Annotated in this window: 11 protein-coding genes; 6 read left to right on the forward strand and 5 right to left on the reverse strand. The window is 56.1% G+C overall.

The genetic code is table 11. The annotated features are described in order from the left end of the window. Positions 1 to 8 precede the first annotated feature (8 nt). From J3U88_RS27410 to J3U88_RS27425, 4 genes are all read right to left on the reverse strand, one after another. Positions 9 to 1,457 (reverse strand): aldehyde dehydrogenase family protein, encoded by a 1,449-nt coding sequence (locus J3U88_RS27410; protein WP_207862204.1) that lies wholly within the window; start codon positions 1,455 to 1,457, stop codon positions 9 to 11. A 40-nt stretch (positions 1,458 to 1,497) separates the two neighbouring features. Beyond that, positions 1,498 to 2,709: an LLM class flavin-dependent oxidoreductase gene (locus J3U88_RS27415; protein ID WP_207862205.1), complete on the reverse strand. Its 1,212-nt coding sequence runs from the start codon at positions 2,707 to 2,709 to the stop codon at positions 1,498 to 1,500. Beyond that, on the reverse strand, positions 2,706 to 3,482 hold the full coding sequence (locus J3U88_RS27420; RefSeq protein WP_207862206.1) for an SDR family oxidoreductase: 777 nt from the start codon (positions 3,480 to 3,482) through the stop codon (positions 2,706 to 2,708). The genes J3U88_RS27415 and J3U88_RS27420 overlap by 4 nt, the downstream gene beginning before the upstream one ends. 116 nt (positions 3,483 to 3,598) lie before the next feature. After that, positions 3,599 to 4,435, reverse strand: coding sequence for a tryptophan 2,3-dioxygenase (locus tag J3U88_RS27425; protein WP_207862207.1), 837 nt, complete (start codon positions 4,433 to 4,435; stop codon positions 3,599 to 3,601). Between the two features lie 262 nt (positions 4,436 to 4,697). Here J3U88_RS27425 and J3U88_RS27430 point away from each other — a divergent pair, with 262 nt between their 5' ends. After that, the gene (locus J3U88_RS27430; RefSeq protein ID WP_207862208.1) at positions 4,698 to 6,944 is read left to right on the forward strand and encodes a cation:proton antiporter domain-containing protein; all 2,247 of its coding nucleotides are present in this window, start codon (positions 4,698 to 4,700) and stop codon (positions 6,942 to 6,944) included. A 527-nt stretch (positions 6,945 to 7,471) separates the two neighbouring features. Next, complete coding sequence (gene yidD / locus J3U88_RS27435; protein WP_341535199.1) at positions 7,472 to 7,819, forward strand: membrane protein insertion efficiency factor YidD; 348 nt, start codon at positions 7,472 to 7,474, stop codon at positions 7,817 to 7,819. Here yidD and J3U88_RS27440 read toward each other — a convergent pair. Continuing rightward, complete coding sequence (locus J3U88_RS27440) at positions 7,803 to 9,008, reverse strand: PleD family two-component system response regulator (RefSeq protein ID WP_207862209.1); 1,206 nt, start codon at positions 9,006 to 9,008, stop codon at positions 7,803 to 7,805. The two genes, yidD and J3U88_RS27440, sit on opposite strands and share 17 nt — an antisense overlap. Before the next feature lie 831 nt (positions 9,009 to 9,839). Between J3U88_RS27440 and J3U88_RS27445 the strand changes: the two genes are divergently transcribed. Genes J3U88_RS27445 through J3U88_RS27460 form a run of 4 tightly spaced genes read left to right on the forward strand, consistent with a single transcriptional unit; the run spans position 9,840 to position 15,764 of the window. Next, positions 9,840 to 13,004, forward strand: a complete 3,165-nt coding sequence (locus J3U88_RS27445) for a hybrid sensor histidine kinase/response regulator (protein ID WP_207862210.1) — start codon at positions 9,840 to 9,842, stop codon at positions 13,002 to 13,004. 37 nt (positions 13,005 to 13,041) lie between these two features. Continuing rightward, entirely contained in the window at positions 13,042 to 13,515 is a 474-nt protein-coding gene (locus J3U88_RS27450; protein WP_207862211.1) for a chemotaxis protein CheW, read from the forward strand. Positions 13,516 to 13,518: 3 nt separating this feature from the next. Beyond that, positions 13,519 to 14,727, forward strand: coding sequence for a chemotaxis-specific protein-glutamate methyltransferase CheB (cheB, locus tag J3U88_RS27455; protein ID WP_207862212.1), 1,209 nt, complete (start codon positions 13,519 to 13,521; stop codon positions 14,725 to 14,727). Beyond that, positions 14,727 to 15,764 carry a glycoside hydrolase family 113 gene (locus tag J3U88_RS27460; RefSeq protein ID WP_207862213.1) on the forward strand — a complete coding sequence of 346 codons (1,038 nt, stop codon included), beginning with the start codon at positions 14,727 to 14,729 and terminating at the stop codon, positions 15,762 to 15,764. The genes cheB and J3U88_RS27460 overlap by 1 nt, the downstream gene beginning before the upstream one ends. The last annotated feature ends 65 nt before the right edge of the window (positions 15,765 to 15,829 follow it).

The raw sequence follows: 15,829 nt of genomic DNA on the forward strand, positions 1-15,829 counted from the left end.
TTGACTCCTTACGAACCGTACTGGATGCAGATGTTTTGGACCTCGGTGTAGAAGTCAATGGAATGGGCGCCGCCCTCGCGGCCGACCCCGGACGCCTTCATGCCGCCGAACGGGGTGCGCAGGTCGCGCAGCATCCAGGTGTTGACCCAAATGATGCCGGCATCCATGGCGTGGGCCACGCGGTGGCCGCGCGTCAGGTCGCCCGTCCAAATCGTGGCCGACAAGCCGTAGCGCGTGCCGTTGGCCCATGCAACCACGTCTTCCTCGCGGTCAAAGGGGGTGATGGTCACCACCGGCCCAAAAATTTCTTCCTGTTGAACGCGGCAGTCCGGGGCCAAGCCGCTGACCACCGTGGGTTCCAGGAAAAAGCCGTTTTGCAGTTCGGCGGGTAACTCGGGCGCCTTGCCGCCGGTGTGAATGGTGCCGCCTTCCTCGCGGGCCAAGTCGATGTAACTCTGGACCTTATCGCGGTGGGCCGCGCTCACCAGGGCGCCCATGTTGGTTTGCGGATCCTTGGGATCGCCGACGCGTAGTTCACCCGCCATGGCGCTGAACCGGCGCAGGAACTCGTCGAAAATCGGTCGTTCCACAAAGATGCGCGAACCGCACAGGCACACCTCGCCCTGGTTGGTAAAGGCCGCGCGCAGGGCAACCGGCAAACAGGCTTCCAAATCGCAGTCGGCAAACACCAAAAAGGCGTTTTTGCCGCCCAGCTCCAGGCTGAGTTTTTTGAAATGTTCGGCCGAATCACCCATGATGTGTTTGGCCGTGGCGGTGCCGCCGGTGAAGGAAATCAGCGGCACATCGGGGTGGCCGACCAGGGCCGAACCCGCGTCAACCCCGGTGCCGAAGACCAGGTTACACACGCCGTCGGGCAGACCGGCCGCCTGCATGACCTCGCCCAGCAGGACGGCCGTGTGGGAGGTCATTTCAGAAGGTTTGGCCACGCAGGTGTTGCCCGTAATCAGCGCCGGTGCGATTTTCCAGGTCAGCAGGTACAAGGGCAGGTTCCAAGGCGAAATCAAGCCGGCCACGCCGACCGCTTTGCGGTTGACGTAGTTCAGCGCCTTGGCGTCCATATGGGTCGCTTGTTCGGTGTGGTGCTGCATCGCATCCGCGAAATAGCGAAAGTTCCAAACCGCGCGCGGGATATCAATCGCACGGGCCAGGGAAACCGGCTTGCCTTGATCCATTGATTCCGTGGCCGCAAATTCATCCAGGCGCGCCTCGATGCCGTCCGCGATGCGGTGGAGCATTTTGGCGCGTTCGGCCAAGGGCGTTGTCGACCATGCCGGAAACGCCCGTTTCGCCGCTTCGACCGCCGCGTTGACATCGCTTGCATCCGAGGCCGCCAGTTTGGCGTAAACCGCGCCGGTTGCCGGGTTGACATTGTCGAGGTACCGCCCGGTCGCCGGGGCGCGAAAGGTACCGTCAATGAAGTTGTTTAATTCGATCACGCTGTCCCCCCTCGGCCGCCGGTGGCGGCCGGTTTAAGGTCTAGCAAAAATGCTTGCCGACCAGTTCCATGAACCACCGCATGTTTTGTTTCACTTCGTCGTTGTCATGGTTGTTGAAGTCAAACCAGAGCATCAAGCGGTCGTCGTCGTCAAAACGTTCGCGCATTTGGTCCAAAATGCTCGCCGAACAACCGACCAGGGCGTTGTCGACCGCTTGGTTGATGCGCTCGGGGTCGATGGTGCCCTGCAAGGCCTTCCAATAATTGGATAAGGCGTGGTTGGCTTTTTCGCGCGCGCGCCGGTTGCGTTCCGCGTCGGAGATACCGGGTGTTTCGTCGATAAATACCAGCACCGTACGCGGCATGTAGGTGCGTTTCCAAGGCCCGCCGTCCGGGTGGAAACTTTGCAACATGCGTTGGTGGGTGGCCTCGATTTGGGCCGAGGGTGTGATCGACAGGTTAAACACGCCGCAGGGATAGAAGGTGTTGGCGTAGTCTTGGGTCGCCGCGTCGTGGGCGCCGATGGTCAGCCATAGCAAGTCGAGCGGGGCCTCGAAGGGAATGACGCCGACTTTTTCGAACACCCATCGCGGTGCCAAATCGATGTGGTCCACCGTGGAACCGTGGGCCTTGAGCACCTTTTCCCAGTCTTCGTCGCTTCGGAAATCCGGGCGGCTCAGCGTTTGGCGTGCGACTTCTTCCGAGCTGAACACATCGCCGCGAATGAAACGCAGGAAAATTTCCAAGGCCTCGCGGAAGATTTTGCCTTTTACCGCGCGCCAGCCCGCTTCTTCCACCGGGTTACGCGGCAAGATGCCGTAGGGCGTGTTGGAGAAGGGGAAGCGCCCGCTTGCAAAACCGATTTGCAATTTGCGTTGTTCGCGTTCGTCCAAACCGTGCAACAGGAGGGCCGTGCGCAGGGCCTCGGCGCGGGCGATGGGGCCGCCGTTGCACTGGATGTTGAGAATTGCCGAACCGACTTCCAGGTTTTTGGTTTGGGCGAAAACCTTGTGGGCGACCTGGAAGATGTCGGTATTGAGCCCGATTTCCCCTTTGAAATCGGGAATGACGGGAGCCTTGTTTTCTTTTTGAACTTGGCAGGAGAGGTGGGTTTCGGCGACCCAAGCGCAGCGGTAACCCAGTTCATCGGCCAAACGGACTTGGTCGAAGAAGTTGAGCAGCATGCGCCGTTCGTCCGGCATATAACCGTCGACCTCGGTTTGGCAAATCGAGAAAAAAACGTCGAAAATCATAAGCAACCCGTCCTTCCGCCGTCAACCGGGAGGTTAACGCCGTTGATGTAACCGGCGGCGGGCGAAGCGAGGAACGCGGCCGCGGCGGCGGTTTCCTTGGGATCACCGAAACGACGGGCGGGCACGCGTTCGCGCCACATTTGCGCGACCTCGTCTTCGCTTTTACCCAAACGGGTGGCGGTGGCGGCGATCAGCTTATCCAGGCGCGGCGTTTGCGTGAAACCCGGCAGGATGTTGTTGACGGTAATGCCGTCGGCGGCGACTTCGAGGGACAGGGTTTTGGCCCAACTCGCCATGGCGCCGCGAATCGTGTTGCTGACGCCCAGGTTGGGGATCGGGATTTTGACCGAGGTTGAAATAATGTTAATAATACGCCCGTAACCCGCGCGTTTCATGCCAGGTAACAGGAGCTGTGTCAGGCCGTTAGCCGCGATGATGTGGTTCTGAAGGCCGGCGCTAAAGGCCTCGGCCGGCGCTTGGGAAATGGGGCCGGGTGCCGGGCCGCCGCTGTTGTTAATAAGAATCTGGATATCGCCTTCGGCCAGTTCGAGGCTGATCGCCGTGTTCAGCGCGTTCCAGTCACCGATATCAAGGGCGACCACGCGATGGCCGTCGCCGGGAAGGGCGGTCACCACCGCCTCGAGTTTTTCTTGCGTTCGGGCCAGCGCCGTGACGGCGCAACCCATGTCGGCCAAGGCCGCCGCGATGGCGGCACCGATACCTTGTGACGCGCCGCAAACCAGCGCGCGTTTACCTGATAAAGCTCCATTCATGAGGGACCTCCCTTGGAAACAGGATGGGTGGGGGTGAGGGCGGGTGAAAAAGGACTAACCCGTATTTCTGACAAGGCTTTCTGTTACTCGCTGCGAATCCTTGTGAGAAATGCGGGCTAATACGCGCCCGCGCCGATGGAATTGCGCACGTCCCACAGCTCGGGGAAACATTTGAGATCTTCGCGGGTACGTAAAAACTGCCAGCCGGTACTGCCGCCGGTGCCCATTTTGCGACCGATGGTGCGCTCCACCATCACCGCGTGGGTCTTGCGCCACAGCATCAACTTCTCGTCCAAATCAACCATGGCTTCAAACAGCAACACCCAGTGGAATTCTTGTTTGGGATCCTCGTAAATCTTCTGGAATAAAGCGGCTAAGTCTTCGTTGCATTGCGGCGATTCGGTCACGTCGCGGCCGAGAACCGCCTCGGGAACCGCATAACCCGCGCGCTTCAAACAACGCAGCGCTTCATCGTAAACCGAGGGCTGGTTTTGGATGTTTTCAAGGCGTTTTTTGATGTCGGGCAACTTTTCGAAGAAGTTGAGGAAAAAGGGGTTGCGCAGGCCGTAGGTGAATTCAACCTCGCGGAACTGGGCCGATTGAAAGCCACTTGCCGGTTTCAGCAAATCGCGAAAACCCGCGAACTCGACCGGGGTCAGGGTGGAGAGCAGGCGAATTTGGGCCACCTGCAACTCCATAATCGCACCGATCCGTTTGATCGCTTTCAGTGCGCGCGACACCATATTCTCGCGAAAACCGGCCACGAGTTTGGTGGTTTCGTGCAGCACTTCCTTAAACCACAGCTCGGCGGTTTGGTGAATGATGATGAAAAACATTTCGTCAGGGTGTTGCGGATTTGAGCGAAGGTGTTGGAGATTCAAAAGTTGCGGGAGCTGTAAATATGAGTTGTAATTGAGCTCTTCAAGGACCAAGTCCTTATAGTTAATGGTCATGGTGTTCTCCTGGCGTCTCAAGAAACTGAGAGAAAACCGCAATCAATCCCCGATTTCCTTTATGATCGAGAGGTCTCACTCATTTCTTGGCATGGTAAACATTGAGGAAACGCCTGTAGGTTAGCGGAACACGACCCTGTTTGGCTATGGGCCGGTGCGCTTGGGAAGGCGGGAACGGAAGATTCCCTCTTTTAACCGGTTTGCCGGAGGTTTGTAAAGAAATTTCGCAAAATGGACGTTTTAAGGAGTAATCGCAGGTTTTATGGACAGTCATCATTTGATTACTACGTTTGCGACCGCAACCGCCTTAGGAGTTTTTTTTCTAGTCATTGCCTGGCGACTCAAGGTTTCTGCAATTGTGGTCTTGCTGATCGGCGGTATTTTGACCGGTCCCGAGGTGCTCGATATCGTCCATCCCAAGGATTTGGGGCACGGACTGAACGCGCTGATTTCGTTGGCGGTCGGTTTAATTTTATTCGAGGGCGGCCTGACCCTGGATGTGAAAGGCTTCCGTCAGGTCTCGAAAGAAATATGGGGTGTGCTGACCTATGGTATCGCCGTCACATGGCTTACATCCACGCTTCTGATAAAGCTGGTGTTCGATTTCCCCTGGCCCTTCTGTCTTTTTGCGGCCAGTCTCATCATTGTGACCGGGCCCACCGTGATCGGGCCGCTGCTGCAGCGCATCGGGGTTAAAAAGAACATTCACCACATCCTTCACTGGGAAGGCGTGCTCATCGATCCCATCGGCGTTTTTATCGCCCTGCTCTGCTACGAGTGGTTTGTGAGCGTTTACCTGCACGATTCTGCCCAGGGCGGGATGCTCGGCACCTACGTGCTCAATTTGTTCGGCGGCAGTTCCGACACCATTTCGATTCTCAACTTTGCCTTGCGGTTCATCGTGGGCATGGTTTTGGGTCTGGTGGGCGGCGGCGCGCTTTACCAAGTACTCAAACGCAAATGGGTGCCGGAGGAATACCTCAACATTTTTGTGTTGGCCACCGCCATGATCATCTTCTCGTTGTCCGACAGCCTGGTGACGGAGAGCGGTTTGCTCGCGGTAACCGTGGCCGGCCTGTTGGTCGGCTACAAGGATACGCCCGAACTGGACCGCATCATCGAATACAAGGTCGAACTCAAGGACCTGCTGATTTCGCTGCTGTTTGTCCTTCTCGCCGCCAATCTAGAACTGAAAAAGTTCATCAACTACGGTTGGGAATTGCTGATTGTGGTGGGTGGCGTGATGTTCATCGTTCGGCCGCTCAACATCTTTATTTCCACCTATAAAAGCTCGCTGAACCTACGGGAAAAGTTGTTCCTGAGTTGGATCGCGCCACGGGGGATTGTGGCCGCCTCAATGGCTTCAATTTGTGCCTTCCACCTCGGCAACCTCAATTTCGAGGAAGCGGGTTTTCTCGAGACGTTCACCTACTCCATCATCGCCGGTACGGTGATTTTTCAAGGATTTACCGCCAAATTTGTCGGCAAGGCCTTGGGCGTCCTGGAGCCCAAACCCAAGGGCTGGGTGATTGTCGGCGCCCACAAACTCGCACGCCTTATCGCGCAGTTTATTCAGGAAAGCGGGACGAGCGTGGTCCTGATCGATACCAATCCGCGCGAGGTCAAACTGGCGCGCCGTGAGGGCCTGATTGCGATCAACGAAAACGCGATGCAAATCGACCCGGAACACAACCCCAACCTTTACGGCGTCGGTCACTTTGTGGCTTTTACCGAAAACGAAGATCTCAACCGCCTGCTGTGCCAACGCTGGGAGGATTTGCTCAAAAAAGCGTCCATCTACCGCTGGGTCTCGGAGCAGGCCGATATGGGCGTGGTTAACGCCCGTCTGTTGGTGGGTCGCGTCGTTTGGCAGAGCCTTCAGCTTCGGGCCGCTTTGGCTCAGGAAGAGCGCGAAGAACTCAAAGTTCGCCGCCTGTCCACCAACGTTCAAGCCTACAAAGACGCGGACAACGTGTTGATGTGTCTCTACGAAGGCGAGCTCTATCCCTATGTCCCAGCCGACGCGGAGGGTCAGGGCCTTCTGTTGACCTTGGCGCCGGTCTCCGGTGGCTTGGAGATTCCCTCCAATCGGAAGTGGACCCTCACTTCCGAGGCGGACAGCCTTGAGGCGCTTTACAGCGACATGCTGTCGATTTTGGTCAAAGAATACCCCAAGCTAGACCACGACCGTTTGCTGCGCGAGTTGGTCCTGCGCGAGGAAGAGTTCAGCAGCTTGTTGGGACACGGCATTTCGTTGCCGCATACCTACAGCAATGATATCGATACCACGTTGGTGGTGATTGCGCGGGTGCGGCAGCCGATTTCCTGTAAGCACAGTGGTTCCGACATCTCGCTGGTCTTCATGTTGCTCAGTCCCGAGGACCAGCCGGTCGACCACCTCAACCAAATCTCCCAAATTGCCAAATTCGTGATGCGTGAGGAGACGCGGGTCGCGCTCTTGGAAGCGGAGAGTGATAAGGCGTTGATGCAGGTCATCATGCATGGATGATGTTTGAGATGAGCGGGTGCCGGCTTGGCTAGGCTGGAGTTGGTATCCGCTTTATTTCTTAGGATCTTAGGATGAAAAGAGGATGGCGATGAACGGTTGATCCCTTGCGTTTCGGATCGCGCATGCGGATGAGGCCGTTGCTTCGTTTATTTCCATGAACACCATGCATGGCTGTCACCAACAAAACCCATAAACCCAAAGATGTGCAGGTGAGCGGTTCCCCATTCGCGGTTCCCCATTCTTTTACCCATGAATGTCGCCGAACTTTTCCCACGGACGATCTCGATGGATCGCGAAATCGAATGATCGGCGTTTGAAGAACCGCGATCCAGGTGGACCCATCCATCCGCGGCGCCTCCTTGCCCGGTCGTGAAAAGGGTAACCCGCCCATCCTGTATCAATCCTACGATCCAGAGAAATAAGAAAGTCAAACCAATGTTTTATGAATGCAATCATGGAACGCCAACCATCCTCGGTTGACTTTGGGATCGCTCGGGACTTATTGTGCGGGTTAAGTGAGGTGGGCCGTGGAAACCCTGCGCAAGGTGATTAATTTTGTTCCTGTGATGTTGATCCAGTTTTATCGCTACTGCATTTCGCCGATGTTCCCCGCGGTATGTCGGTTCCATCCCTCGTGTTCTACCTATGGTTTAGAGGCTTTTAAGACCTATAGTTTGCCCAAGGCGCTGTTTTTGACCGCCTATCGGATACTGAGATGTAACCCGTTTAGTCGCGGGGGTTACGATCCTTTGCCGCTGCCCGGGGAGTCGCTGTTTAAGACGGGGGTCGCCGAAGGGGCGCACGATCATGAGGGGCCCTGTGCCCAGGATGGCGCGGGGACCGCGACTGAAACAGCGACTAAGGTTGATCCGTAGCCAGTGCGACGAACTCTTCGACGGTTTTAAAAAAAGAAAGTGGGCGGAAGGGATCGTTGACGATGTAATCGAAGGCGCCGCCTTGAATGGCGCGTGCGCGGAAGAGGTTGAGTTCCTCGCCGCCCGCGCCCATGATGACCACCGCCTGTTTCTCTTCCAGGTGGGACTGCATGGTATTGCAGACGTCGAAACCGGAAAGGGCGCCGAGGTTGGCGTCGATGAGGATCAGGACGGGTTGGTAGTGTTCGATGATTTTTTGGGCGTTGCTGAAGCGGCCTTTTGAGATGAGCACGCCGTACTTGCGCTTGAGGCTTTTGCCCATGCGGCCAATCAGGTCTTTGTCGCGCGAGAGGATGAGAATGTAGGCTTCGCCGTCGGAATAGACGGTGTTGCCGTAGTCGTCCTCCAGCCGGAGTTTGGCTTCGCCTTCTCCCTCGGCCTGGCTGTTGCCCGCGTTGGGTTTGGGTTTGTCTTTGCGGTTGCGGCGTTCCCGGAGGAAGTGCAGATCTTGGTTGCGGCGTTTGAGGGATTCTTCGGTGATCCAATCGCCGAGTTTCTTGGAGGTTTCCTTATCCAGTCCAATGAACTCAATCCCGACGAGTCCTTCCCCAAACGTCTGGATATAGAGGAGGTTGCCAGGACAGTGGATGCGTAATTCGGGCGAGATTTCGAAACCGACGTTGGTGTCGATGTTGAGGGCGAGCAACTCTTTGGTGGGTTCGTTTTCGCCGTTTTTGAGGTCAATCCCATTGACGCCGATGTTGACGATTTGCCCGTCGCACAACTTATTGAGCGTGGACGTAAAGGTGACCGGGATACGCGGGGTGAGGTGGAGTTGGGTTAAGCCGAAGTCGTCGTTGATGTTAAATGATTCGGGGTAGGCGAGGCGCAGTGCTTCTTTGCCCTCATATTTGCCGTAACCCAGGACCTTCGAGCCGCCGTAGTATTCTTTGCCCTCGTAATAAAAGTTCATGGCAATGGGCATGCGGGGTTGCAGGCCGTGTTGTTCGCGAACCTCGGCGTCCATGCGTAGGATCAAGCCCTCGTCCAATTCATCTAGAATGGAGCAGCGTACTTTTTCGCCGCTGAGCTTGAGGTTAATGCCTTGCGCCTTTTTCATCAGTTTGCCCAGGATGATTTGGATTTCCTGACGGTCGGCAACTTGGGGATGTTTCTTTTTTTTAGCCATAAAGGTGTCTCAGCCGTGTAAATCGAGGGTTTCCGGGTGCCGCAATAAATACCGGATTAATCTTCCTATCGGATGAAAATCAAAAACTTCAGCGTGGAAACGCCAAAAATTCTTGCGGGTTCAGCTGGTTGCCCTGAAGCGCGACGCAACCACCCCGGGGGACCGTTGCGGGTTCGGGCCGATGCGTGGTAACAGCTTGAGGGCAAACATCGTAGGATAACTTTTGACAAGAATAAACGGAGCGCGCCGAGATTTCAATGATCTTGGCGGGGTAGGCGAGCGGGGTGCGGCCTTGATTCCGTGGTGAATGAGGCAACCGTTAAAGTAATGGTGACTTTATCTTTTTTCGGGCAAGTCGTTTATTTGGTGGTGTTGGGTGGTTCGATGTGCAGTTTGGCGAAGCTACATGGCGGTGGGTGGGAGGTATACCGGGGGCGTCGCCGGTATTGATTCGCGTCGCGTTCGAGGGTAGGCAATGATCGGTGGCGGGCTCGGGATGGGCCGGGGATGTTGTGTTCAGGCGGCAAGGGCAAAGACTTGTGTCGTCGGGATTCGGTGGTTTTTGGCGTGTTTTTCCCCGTCATGGCGAAGCTTTGCGAGAAATGCGGCTTAAATCTAAATCTCTTCCCAATTTGGTCGAAGAGAACTATCAAGGCCCCACCAACATCTCAAAACCAGCCCGCCGTCGCGCGGTGTTCGTTTTTTGTTCTTTGTATTCAGTGGGTTTCAATTCTAAAATGTGGGTTATTCCATTCAACAATCACCCTTTATCGAACAGCGGCGTGGTTATCACCTTGACCTTGCCTTAAACACGCTTTGAAGGATCGCGTTATGTCGGATTTCGAATTTGAAGATGCGGAACTTATCAATGGATTTCGGGAAGAAAGCATCGAGCACATTGAAGTCGTCGAAAGCAAATTGCTGGACTTGGAAAGCGAGGGGGTTAACCCTGACGACATCAACCAAATTTTCCGCTCGATTCACACCATCAAAGGGGGCAGTGGTTTCCTTGGCTTTGAAGCCATTAAGGAGCTGTCCCACTACATGGAGAGCCTGCTTGATTTAATTCGCGGCGGGCGTGCCGAAATGACGTCGGTGGCGACGGACTCGCTTTTGCGCGGGACGGATCTACTCAAAGCGATGCTCAACGATTTGGCCAATCAGGACGATGTTCCGATTGCCGACGAGCTGGAAATATTGGATCAACTTATTAAAGGTAAAGGCCATTTGCCAGGCGGCGATACGGGTGGTGCGGCCCCCGCGACGGCGGCCGAGCCGGAGCCGGATGCGCCCGCGGCGCCCGCCGCGGCGGAGGTTTCGCCGGGTGGCAATTCACTGTTGACCTTGGACGAGGTCAACGGCTTGATGAACAAAGGTTTTAATGTGTACCGGTTGCCACTGGAGCGCGAGGTTCACATTGAAAAAATGAAAAAGAAGGATTTTAAGTCGCTGACGGCTTATCTGAATTCTTTTGGCTCCTTGGTGTGGGAAGACGGTGGGCTGGAGCAAGACGGCGTTGCGAAGGCCAAGGTCGTTTTTGCCACGGTTTTGGACGAAGAATTTGCCGGTGCCTCCTTGCGCGTTGAAGCGGGTGAACTGGAAAAATTAGATCGCGACGGGGTCAAGCGTTTGTACGACGCGCCCGCCGCGGCGCCTGCCGCCCCTGCCGCCGCGGCGCCCGTGGAAGCGGCGCCCGCCAAAGCGGCGCCTGCCCCCACGCCCGCCCCGGCCAAGCCGGCAGCCAAGGCGCCCCCCGCGAAACCGGCGCCCAAACCGGCTGCCAAGCCGGCGCCCAAACCGGCCGGTGCCAAGAAATCGGCCGCGGCGAGCGGTGCCTCCACGGGGAGCACCACGATTCGCGTGAACACCGCCTTGCTGAACAAACTCATGACCTTGGCCGGTGAGTTGATTCTGTCGCGGAACCAACTGGTACAGCGGTTGGATAACAAAGATTTGCCCGAGTTGCAGAGCTTGAACCAACGTTTGACCGAGCTCCAGGAAAGCGTGATGCAGACGCGGTTGCAGCAGGTTGGTGCGGTATTCAACAAGGTACCGCGTATGGTGCGGGACCTGTCCAAGTCGCTCGGTAAGAAGATCGAGGTTGAGTTGGAGGGGACCGAGGTTGAACTGGACCGTACCATTATCGACTCCATTACGGACCCGCTGACCCACCTGGTGCGCAACAGCATCGACCACGGAATTGAGATGCCGGAAGAACGGATTGAATCGGGTAAGGCCTCTCACGGCACGCTTTCGCTGAAGGCGTACCACGAGGGTGGCCAGGTGAATTTGGAAATTACCGACGACGGCAAGGGGATCAATACCGACATCCTCAAACGCAAGGCCATTGAAAAAGGGTTGTGTACCGTGGAAGAAACGGAGGCGATGGGCAAACGCGAGGCGTTGAACATCATTTTTCGGCCAGGTTTCTCCACGGCCTCGGAAATTACCGAAATCTCCGGTCGCGGGGTCGGGATGGATGTGGTGAAAACCAGCTTCGAGAAGCTGGGCGGCACCATTGACTTGTCCTCCGATTTGGGGCGAGGCACCACCATTTTGGTCAAGCTGCCCACGACCCTGGCGATTGTTTCCGCGGTTATTGTCGACGTAGAGGGTGCGGATTTTGCCATCCCGCAGACCAATATTGAAGAAATCGTGCGCATTAAAGAGCACGAAATCGCTTCGAAGTTGGAGCGGGTCGGCCGTCACGAAATCTTCCGGTTGCGCGGTCGGTTGCTGCCAATTCTGCGGTTGGCCGACGTGTTGCAATTGAAGCGGACCTACATCGACGAAGACGGAAACCGGAAGGAAGATCGTCGCGAGAATATGTCGGACCGGCGAGGGCGCAGTTCCGCGGCCGACCTGATGGGCAAAAAACGCAAGGGCGATGATCGTCGAACCAGCGGTCGCACCTTCTATATTGTTGTGCTGCGGGTTGGGGTCAACCAATATGGGTTGTTGGTAAACCGCATTCGCGACGTGGAAGAGGTGGTTGTCAAACCGCTGAGCAGTTTCTTAAAGGACATTAAGGTGTTCCACGGGACCACGATCCTCGGCGACGGCCGCGTGATTTGTATTTTGGACTGCAACGGCATCTCGTCGACGGCCCAACTCAAGTTCGACAACTTGCAGGACATGCACGAGCAAGACAGCGCCTTGCACAGTCACGCTTCGCACCACGAGTCGCAGTCGATCCTGATCTTCAACAACCACCCGGAGGAAAATTTCGCCTTGCCGCTGTCGTTTATCACGCGGATCGAAAAGGTCAACATCGATGATATCGAGAAGGTCGGCGATGAGGAGTACATCCAAGTCGGCGGTAAGAACATTCCCCTGTTCCGCTTGGAGAAAAAACTCAATTGCAAAGCGGGTGTGCCTGACGAAGACGGTACTTTGTACCTGTTGATCCCCAACCTGGTGCGATCACCCTATGCGATTGTGGCGACACGGGTGCGCGACGTGGTGAACACGAGTTTGGACGTCCAAACCGACACCGTCAAACGCGAGGGCGTGCTGGGCAGTACGATCATCAACAAAAAAATGACCTTGGTGCTGGATATTTACGGCTTGTTCGACGAGAAACGCGAGTCGGGTATCATTACGGGCAGCGAACGCCACCGTATTCTGCTGGCCGAGGACACGCCCTTCTTCCGCACCATGATTCGCACCTACCTGGAAGAACACGGGATGGATGTGATCGAGGCGGTTCATGGTCAGGAAGCCTGGGACCTTTTGGAAGCCCACGACGACATCTCCTTGGTCTTGAGCGACATCGAGATGCCGATAATGAACGGTTACGAACTGGTTTATAAAATCAAAAACCACCCCAATTACCGCGACATGCCGGTGATGGCGATTACGGCGCTGGACAACCCACAATCCTACGAACAAGGCAAAAAAGCAGGCTTTGACGCGTACCAAATTAAGTTAGACCGCGATGAATTGATTCAAACCATCGACGAATTGCTCACCGTCACCGAGGAGGCCGGCTCATGAGCGCGTGTGATGCATGGATGAAGGCGGAGGATTAACCATGGAAAAGCAATTTATGACGTTTTCGATTGACGACGGCATGTACGGTGTCAACATTCTCGGCATCAAAGAGATCAATTACAGCCAACGGTTTACCAGCGTGCCTTTGTCAGCCGAACATTTGGTCGGCCTTCTGAACCTGCGGGGCCAAATCGTAACGGTGCTCGACATGAGTGTGCCGCTTGGTTACAAACAGCGGGAAATTCACGATGAAAGCAGCTTGCTGATTATGAAAACGACGATGGAGCTGAGCCACGTGGCGCGGAAACACGGGATTCAGACGCACAAGGATACCGTGGGTTTTATCGTGGACCGGATCGGTGACGTGATTAGCTGCGAAGAAAAGGAAATCGAGCCGGTACCGGCGCACATGGATGCGGAGGTATCCAAATATTTGGAAGGTGTGGTTAAGCGTGACGATGCCCTGGTGGGCATCGTGGCGGTTCCAGAGTTGCTCAAGTTTGCGGGAGTGTAATCGTTGACCAGGGTTTTGATCGTAGAAGACATGGCGACCTATCGAACGATCATCGCACGTAGTTTGGCGGAGATCGATGATACGAAAGTGGTCGGCCGTGTTTCTAACGGAAAAAAAGCCCTCGATTTCCTGGAAAAAAACGAGGTAGACCTGATTACCCTCGACGTGGAAATGCCGATTATGGACGGCCTGGCCACGCTCAAGGAATTGCGCAAACGGCGACTGCACATCGATGTGGTCATGCTGAGCGGGCTCACGGACCAAGCGGCCTCGTTGACGATTAAATGTTTGGAGCTGGGCGCGGTCGATTTTGTCCTCAAACCCGCCACCAACTCCTTTGCCGAAAACCAAAAACTGTTGGTCGACAGCCTGAGCGCCATTATCGCGAACTTACGACGGCGCGCCGCCTTCCGCTCCCGTTTCAAAAGCAACCAACGAACCAAAACCTCGGCGCCACCCGCGAGCGGTACCCCAAGTCGGCGGACCTCGCTCTTAAAAGACAAACCCGCCGGCTCGACTTCTTCCGCGCCCGCGGCACCCGCGCCAAGTCAGGAGGCAAAACCGGCAACTGGGTTCCGTCGGCGTCTGTCGTTGCCGCGCCCCAAACTTTTGTTGATTGGCGTCTCTACCGGGGGGCCCAAGGCTCTGTCCGAGGTTTTTGATCATCTGCGTGGCCCCTTGCCGTTCCCAATCTTGATTGTGCAGCACATGCCGCCTAAATTTACCAAATCATTGGCGGACAGTTTGAACCGCAAGACGGATATCGAGGTCAGTGAAGCGATGGACGGTGATTTGGTCAAACCCAATTGTGCCTATATTGCGCCGGGTGGCTACCACATGGTGTTGATGAAGGATGAAGATTTCGGCTACATCCTGGCCACCAACCAAACGCCGCCGGTGAATTCCTGCCGCCCGTCGGTGGATGTGCTGTTTGATTCAGTGCAACCCTTTTTCAATCAAGGTGAAATCGCCGCGCTGATCATGACCGGCATGGGCCGCGACGGTGCCGACAGTTGTGAGCGTCTCCATAAGAAACGCCACTACATCATGAGCCAATCGGCCGAAACCTGTACCATCTACGGCATGCCTAAGGCCGTGGAAGATCTGGGTTTACCGGATCAGGTGCTCGACTTGGAAGACATTGCGCCCACCATCATGAAGTTAGGCAAACAGGCGGCGATGTTTCCCGGTAAAAACATCTGGGGCGAATAATGCGTGCCGCGATGATTTGGCTGATCCTGCTGCTCCCGTGGTTCCACGCCGGTGAGGCCGTTACCCCGGAAACGGGCGCGAAAGCACGTGGCCTAACCCCGTTTTTTCGCGGGATGACGATTAGCTGTCAGGGTTGGGGCGCTGAATGGGCCGACGCCGGTTTTGCCGATGAACTGCGCACCTTGCAGGGGTTGGGCGTGAATGCGGTCGCCACCCATCCCTACGCGCGGATTCACGCCGATGGTTCGATTCGCTGGCGTTCGTGGCGCGCCAACCGAGTCCCTGATTATGTGCTGCACCCCTTGCGCACGACGCAACGCGCCGGGCTCCACAAAATGGTGAAACCCCATTTGGCCTATTGGGGCAGTCCCTTCTCCTGGCGTGGTGACATTACCTTCGCGGATCCCGCGGCCCAACGGCGGTTCTTCGATGATTACCAAAAGTGGATCGTGGCCCTTGCCCGTGATACCTCCTCGGCGGACCTTTTTGTGGTCGGCACCGAGTTGGATCGCATGGTCCACCATGAAGCGGAATGGCGGCGCATCATTGCCGCGGTGCGCGCGGTGACGGATGCGCCGCTGACCTTTGCTTCCAACTGGGATTCCTATCACAAGGTTCCTTTTTGGGATGCGCTCGACTACGTTGGCATTCAGGCGTACTTCCCCCTGACCCAAAATCCCACGCCGGATTCGGCGGCGATTCGCGCGGGCTGGCAAGCGGTGATGGGCAATTTGAAAACCTACCATCGCAAGGTGGGCAAACCTATTTTATTTACCGAACTCGGCTACAATCGCTCCCGCTTGGCGGCCGCGCAACCCTGGGATTACAAGCGAGATAGTTCAAATGAAGCAGCTGCTTTACAAGCGCAATGCCTGCGCATCGGGCTTCAAGTTTTGGCGGAAAACGCCGATTGGTGTCACGGTGCGTTTTTGTGGAAATGGTTTGTCGGTGACGCCGCTTATGAAAACTTCTACCTAAAGGAGCCGCGACTTACCGCTGAAATTCGCCGCGTTTGGTTAACCAAAACGCTTCGATAATACCTGCCTCCCGTGTCCTTCACCCTAATGCCCTGCCGGCACACCCACCAACCTCATGAGGTTAT

It is taken from the genome of Acanthopleuribacter pedis (assembly GCF_017377855.1).
Classification (GTDB): Bacteria; Acidobacteriota; Holophagae; order Acanthopleuribacterales; family Acanthopleuribacteraceae; genus Acanthopleuribacter; species Acanthopleuribacter pedis.

Coding starts and splice junctions, on each gene's coding strand:
- J3U88_RS27415 (WP_207862205.1), bottom strand. CDS start 2,709: ATGATTTTCGACGTTTTTTTCTCGATTTGCCAAACCGAGGTCGACGGT.
- J3U88_RS27420 (WP_207862206.1), bottom strand. CDS start 3,482: ATGAATGGAGCTTTATCAGGTAAACGCGCGCTGGTTTGCGGCGCGTCA.
- J3U88_RS27425 (WP_207862207.1), bottom strand. CDS start 4,435: ATGACCATTAACTATAAGGACTTGGTCCTTGAAGAGCTCAATTACAAC.
- J3U88_RS27430 (WP_207862208.1), top strand. CDS start 4,698: ATGGACAGTCATCATTTGATTACTACGTTTGCGACCGCAACCGCCTTA.
- J3U88_RS27440 (WP_207862209.1), bottom strand. CDS start 9,008: ATGGCTAAAAAAAAGAAACATCCCCAAGTTGCCGACCGTCAGGAAATC.
- J3U88_RS27445 (WP_207862210.1), top strand. CDS start 9,840: ATGTCGGATTTCGAATTTGAAGATGCGGAACTTATCAATGGATTTCGG.
- J3U88_RS27450 (WP_207862211.1), top strand. CDS start 13,042: ATGGAAAAGCAATTTATGACGTTTTCGATTGACGACGGCATGTACGGT.
- J3U88_RS27460 (WP_207862213.1), top strand. CDS start 14,727: ATGCGTGCCGCGATGATTTGGCTGATCCTGCTGCTCCCGTGGTTCCAC.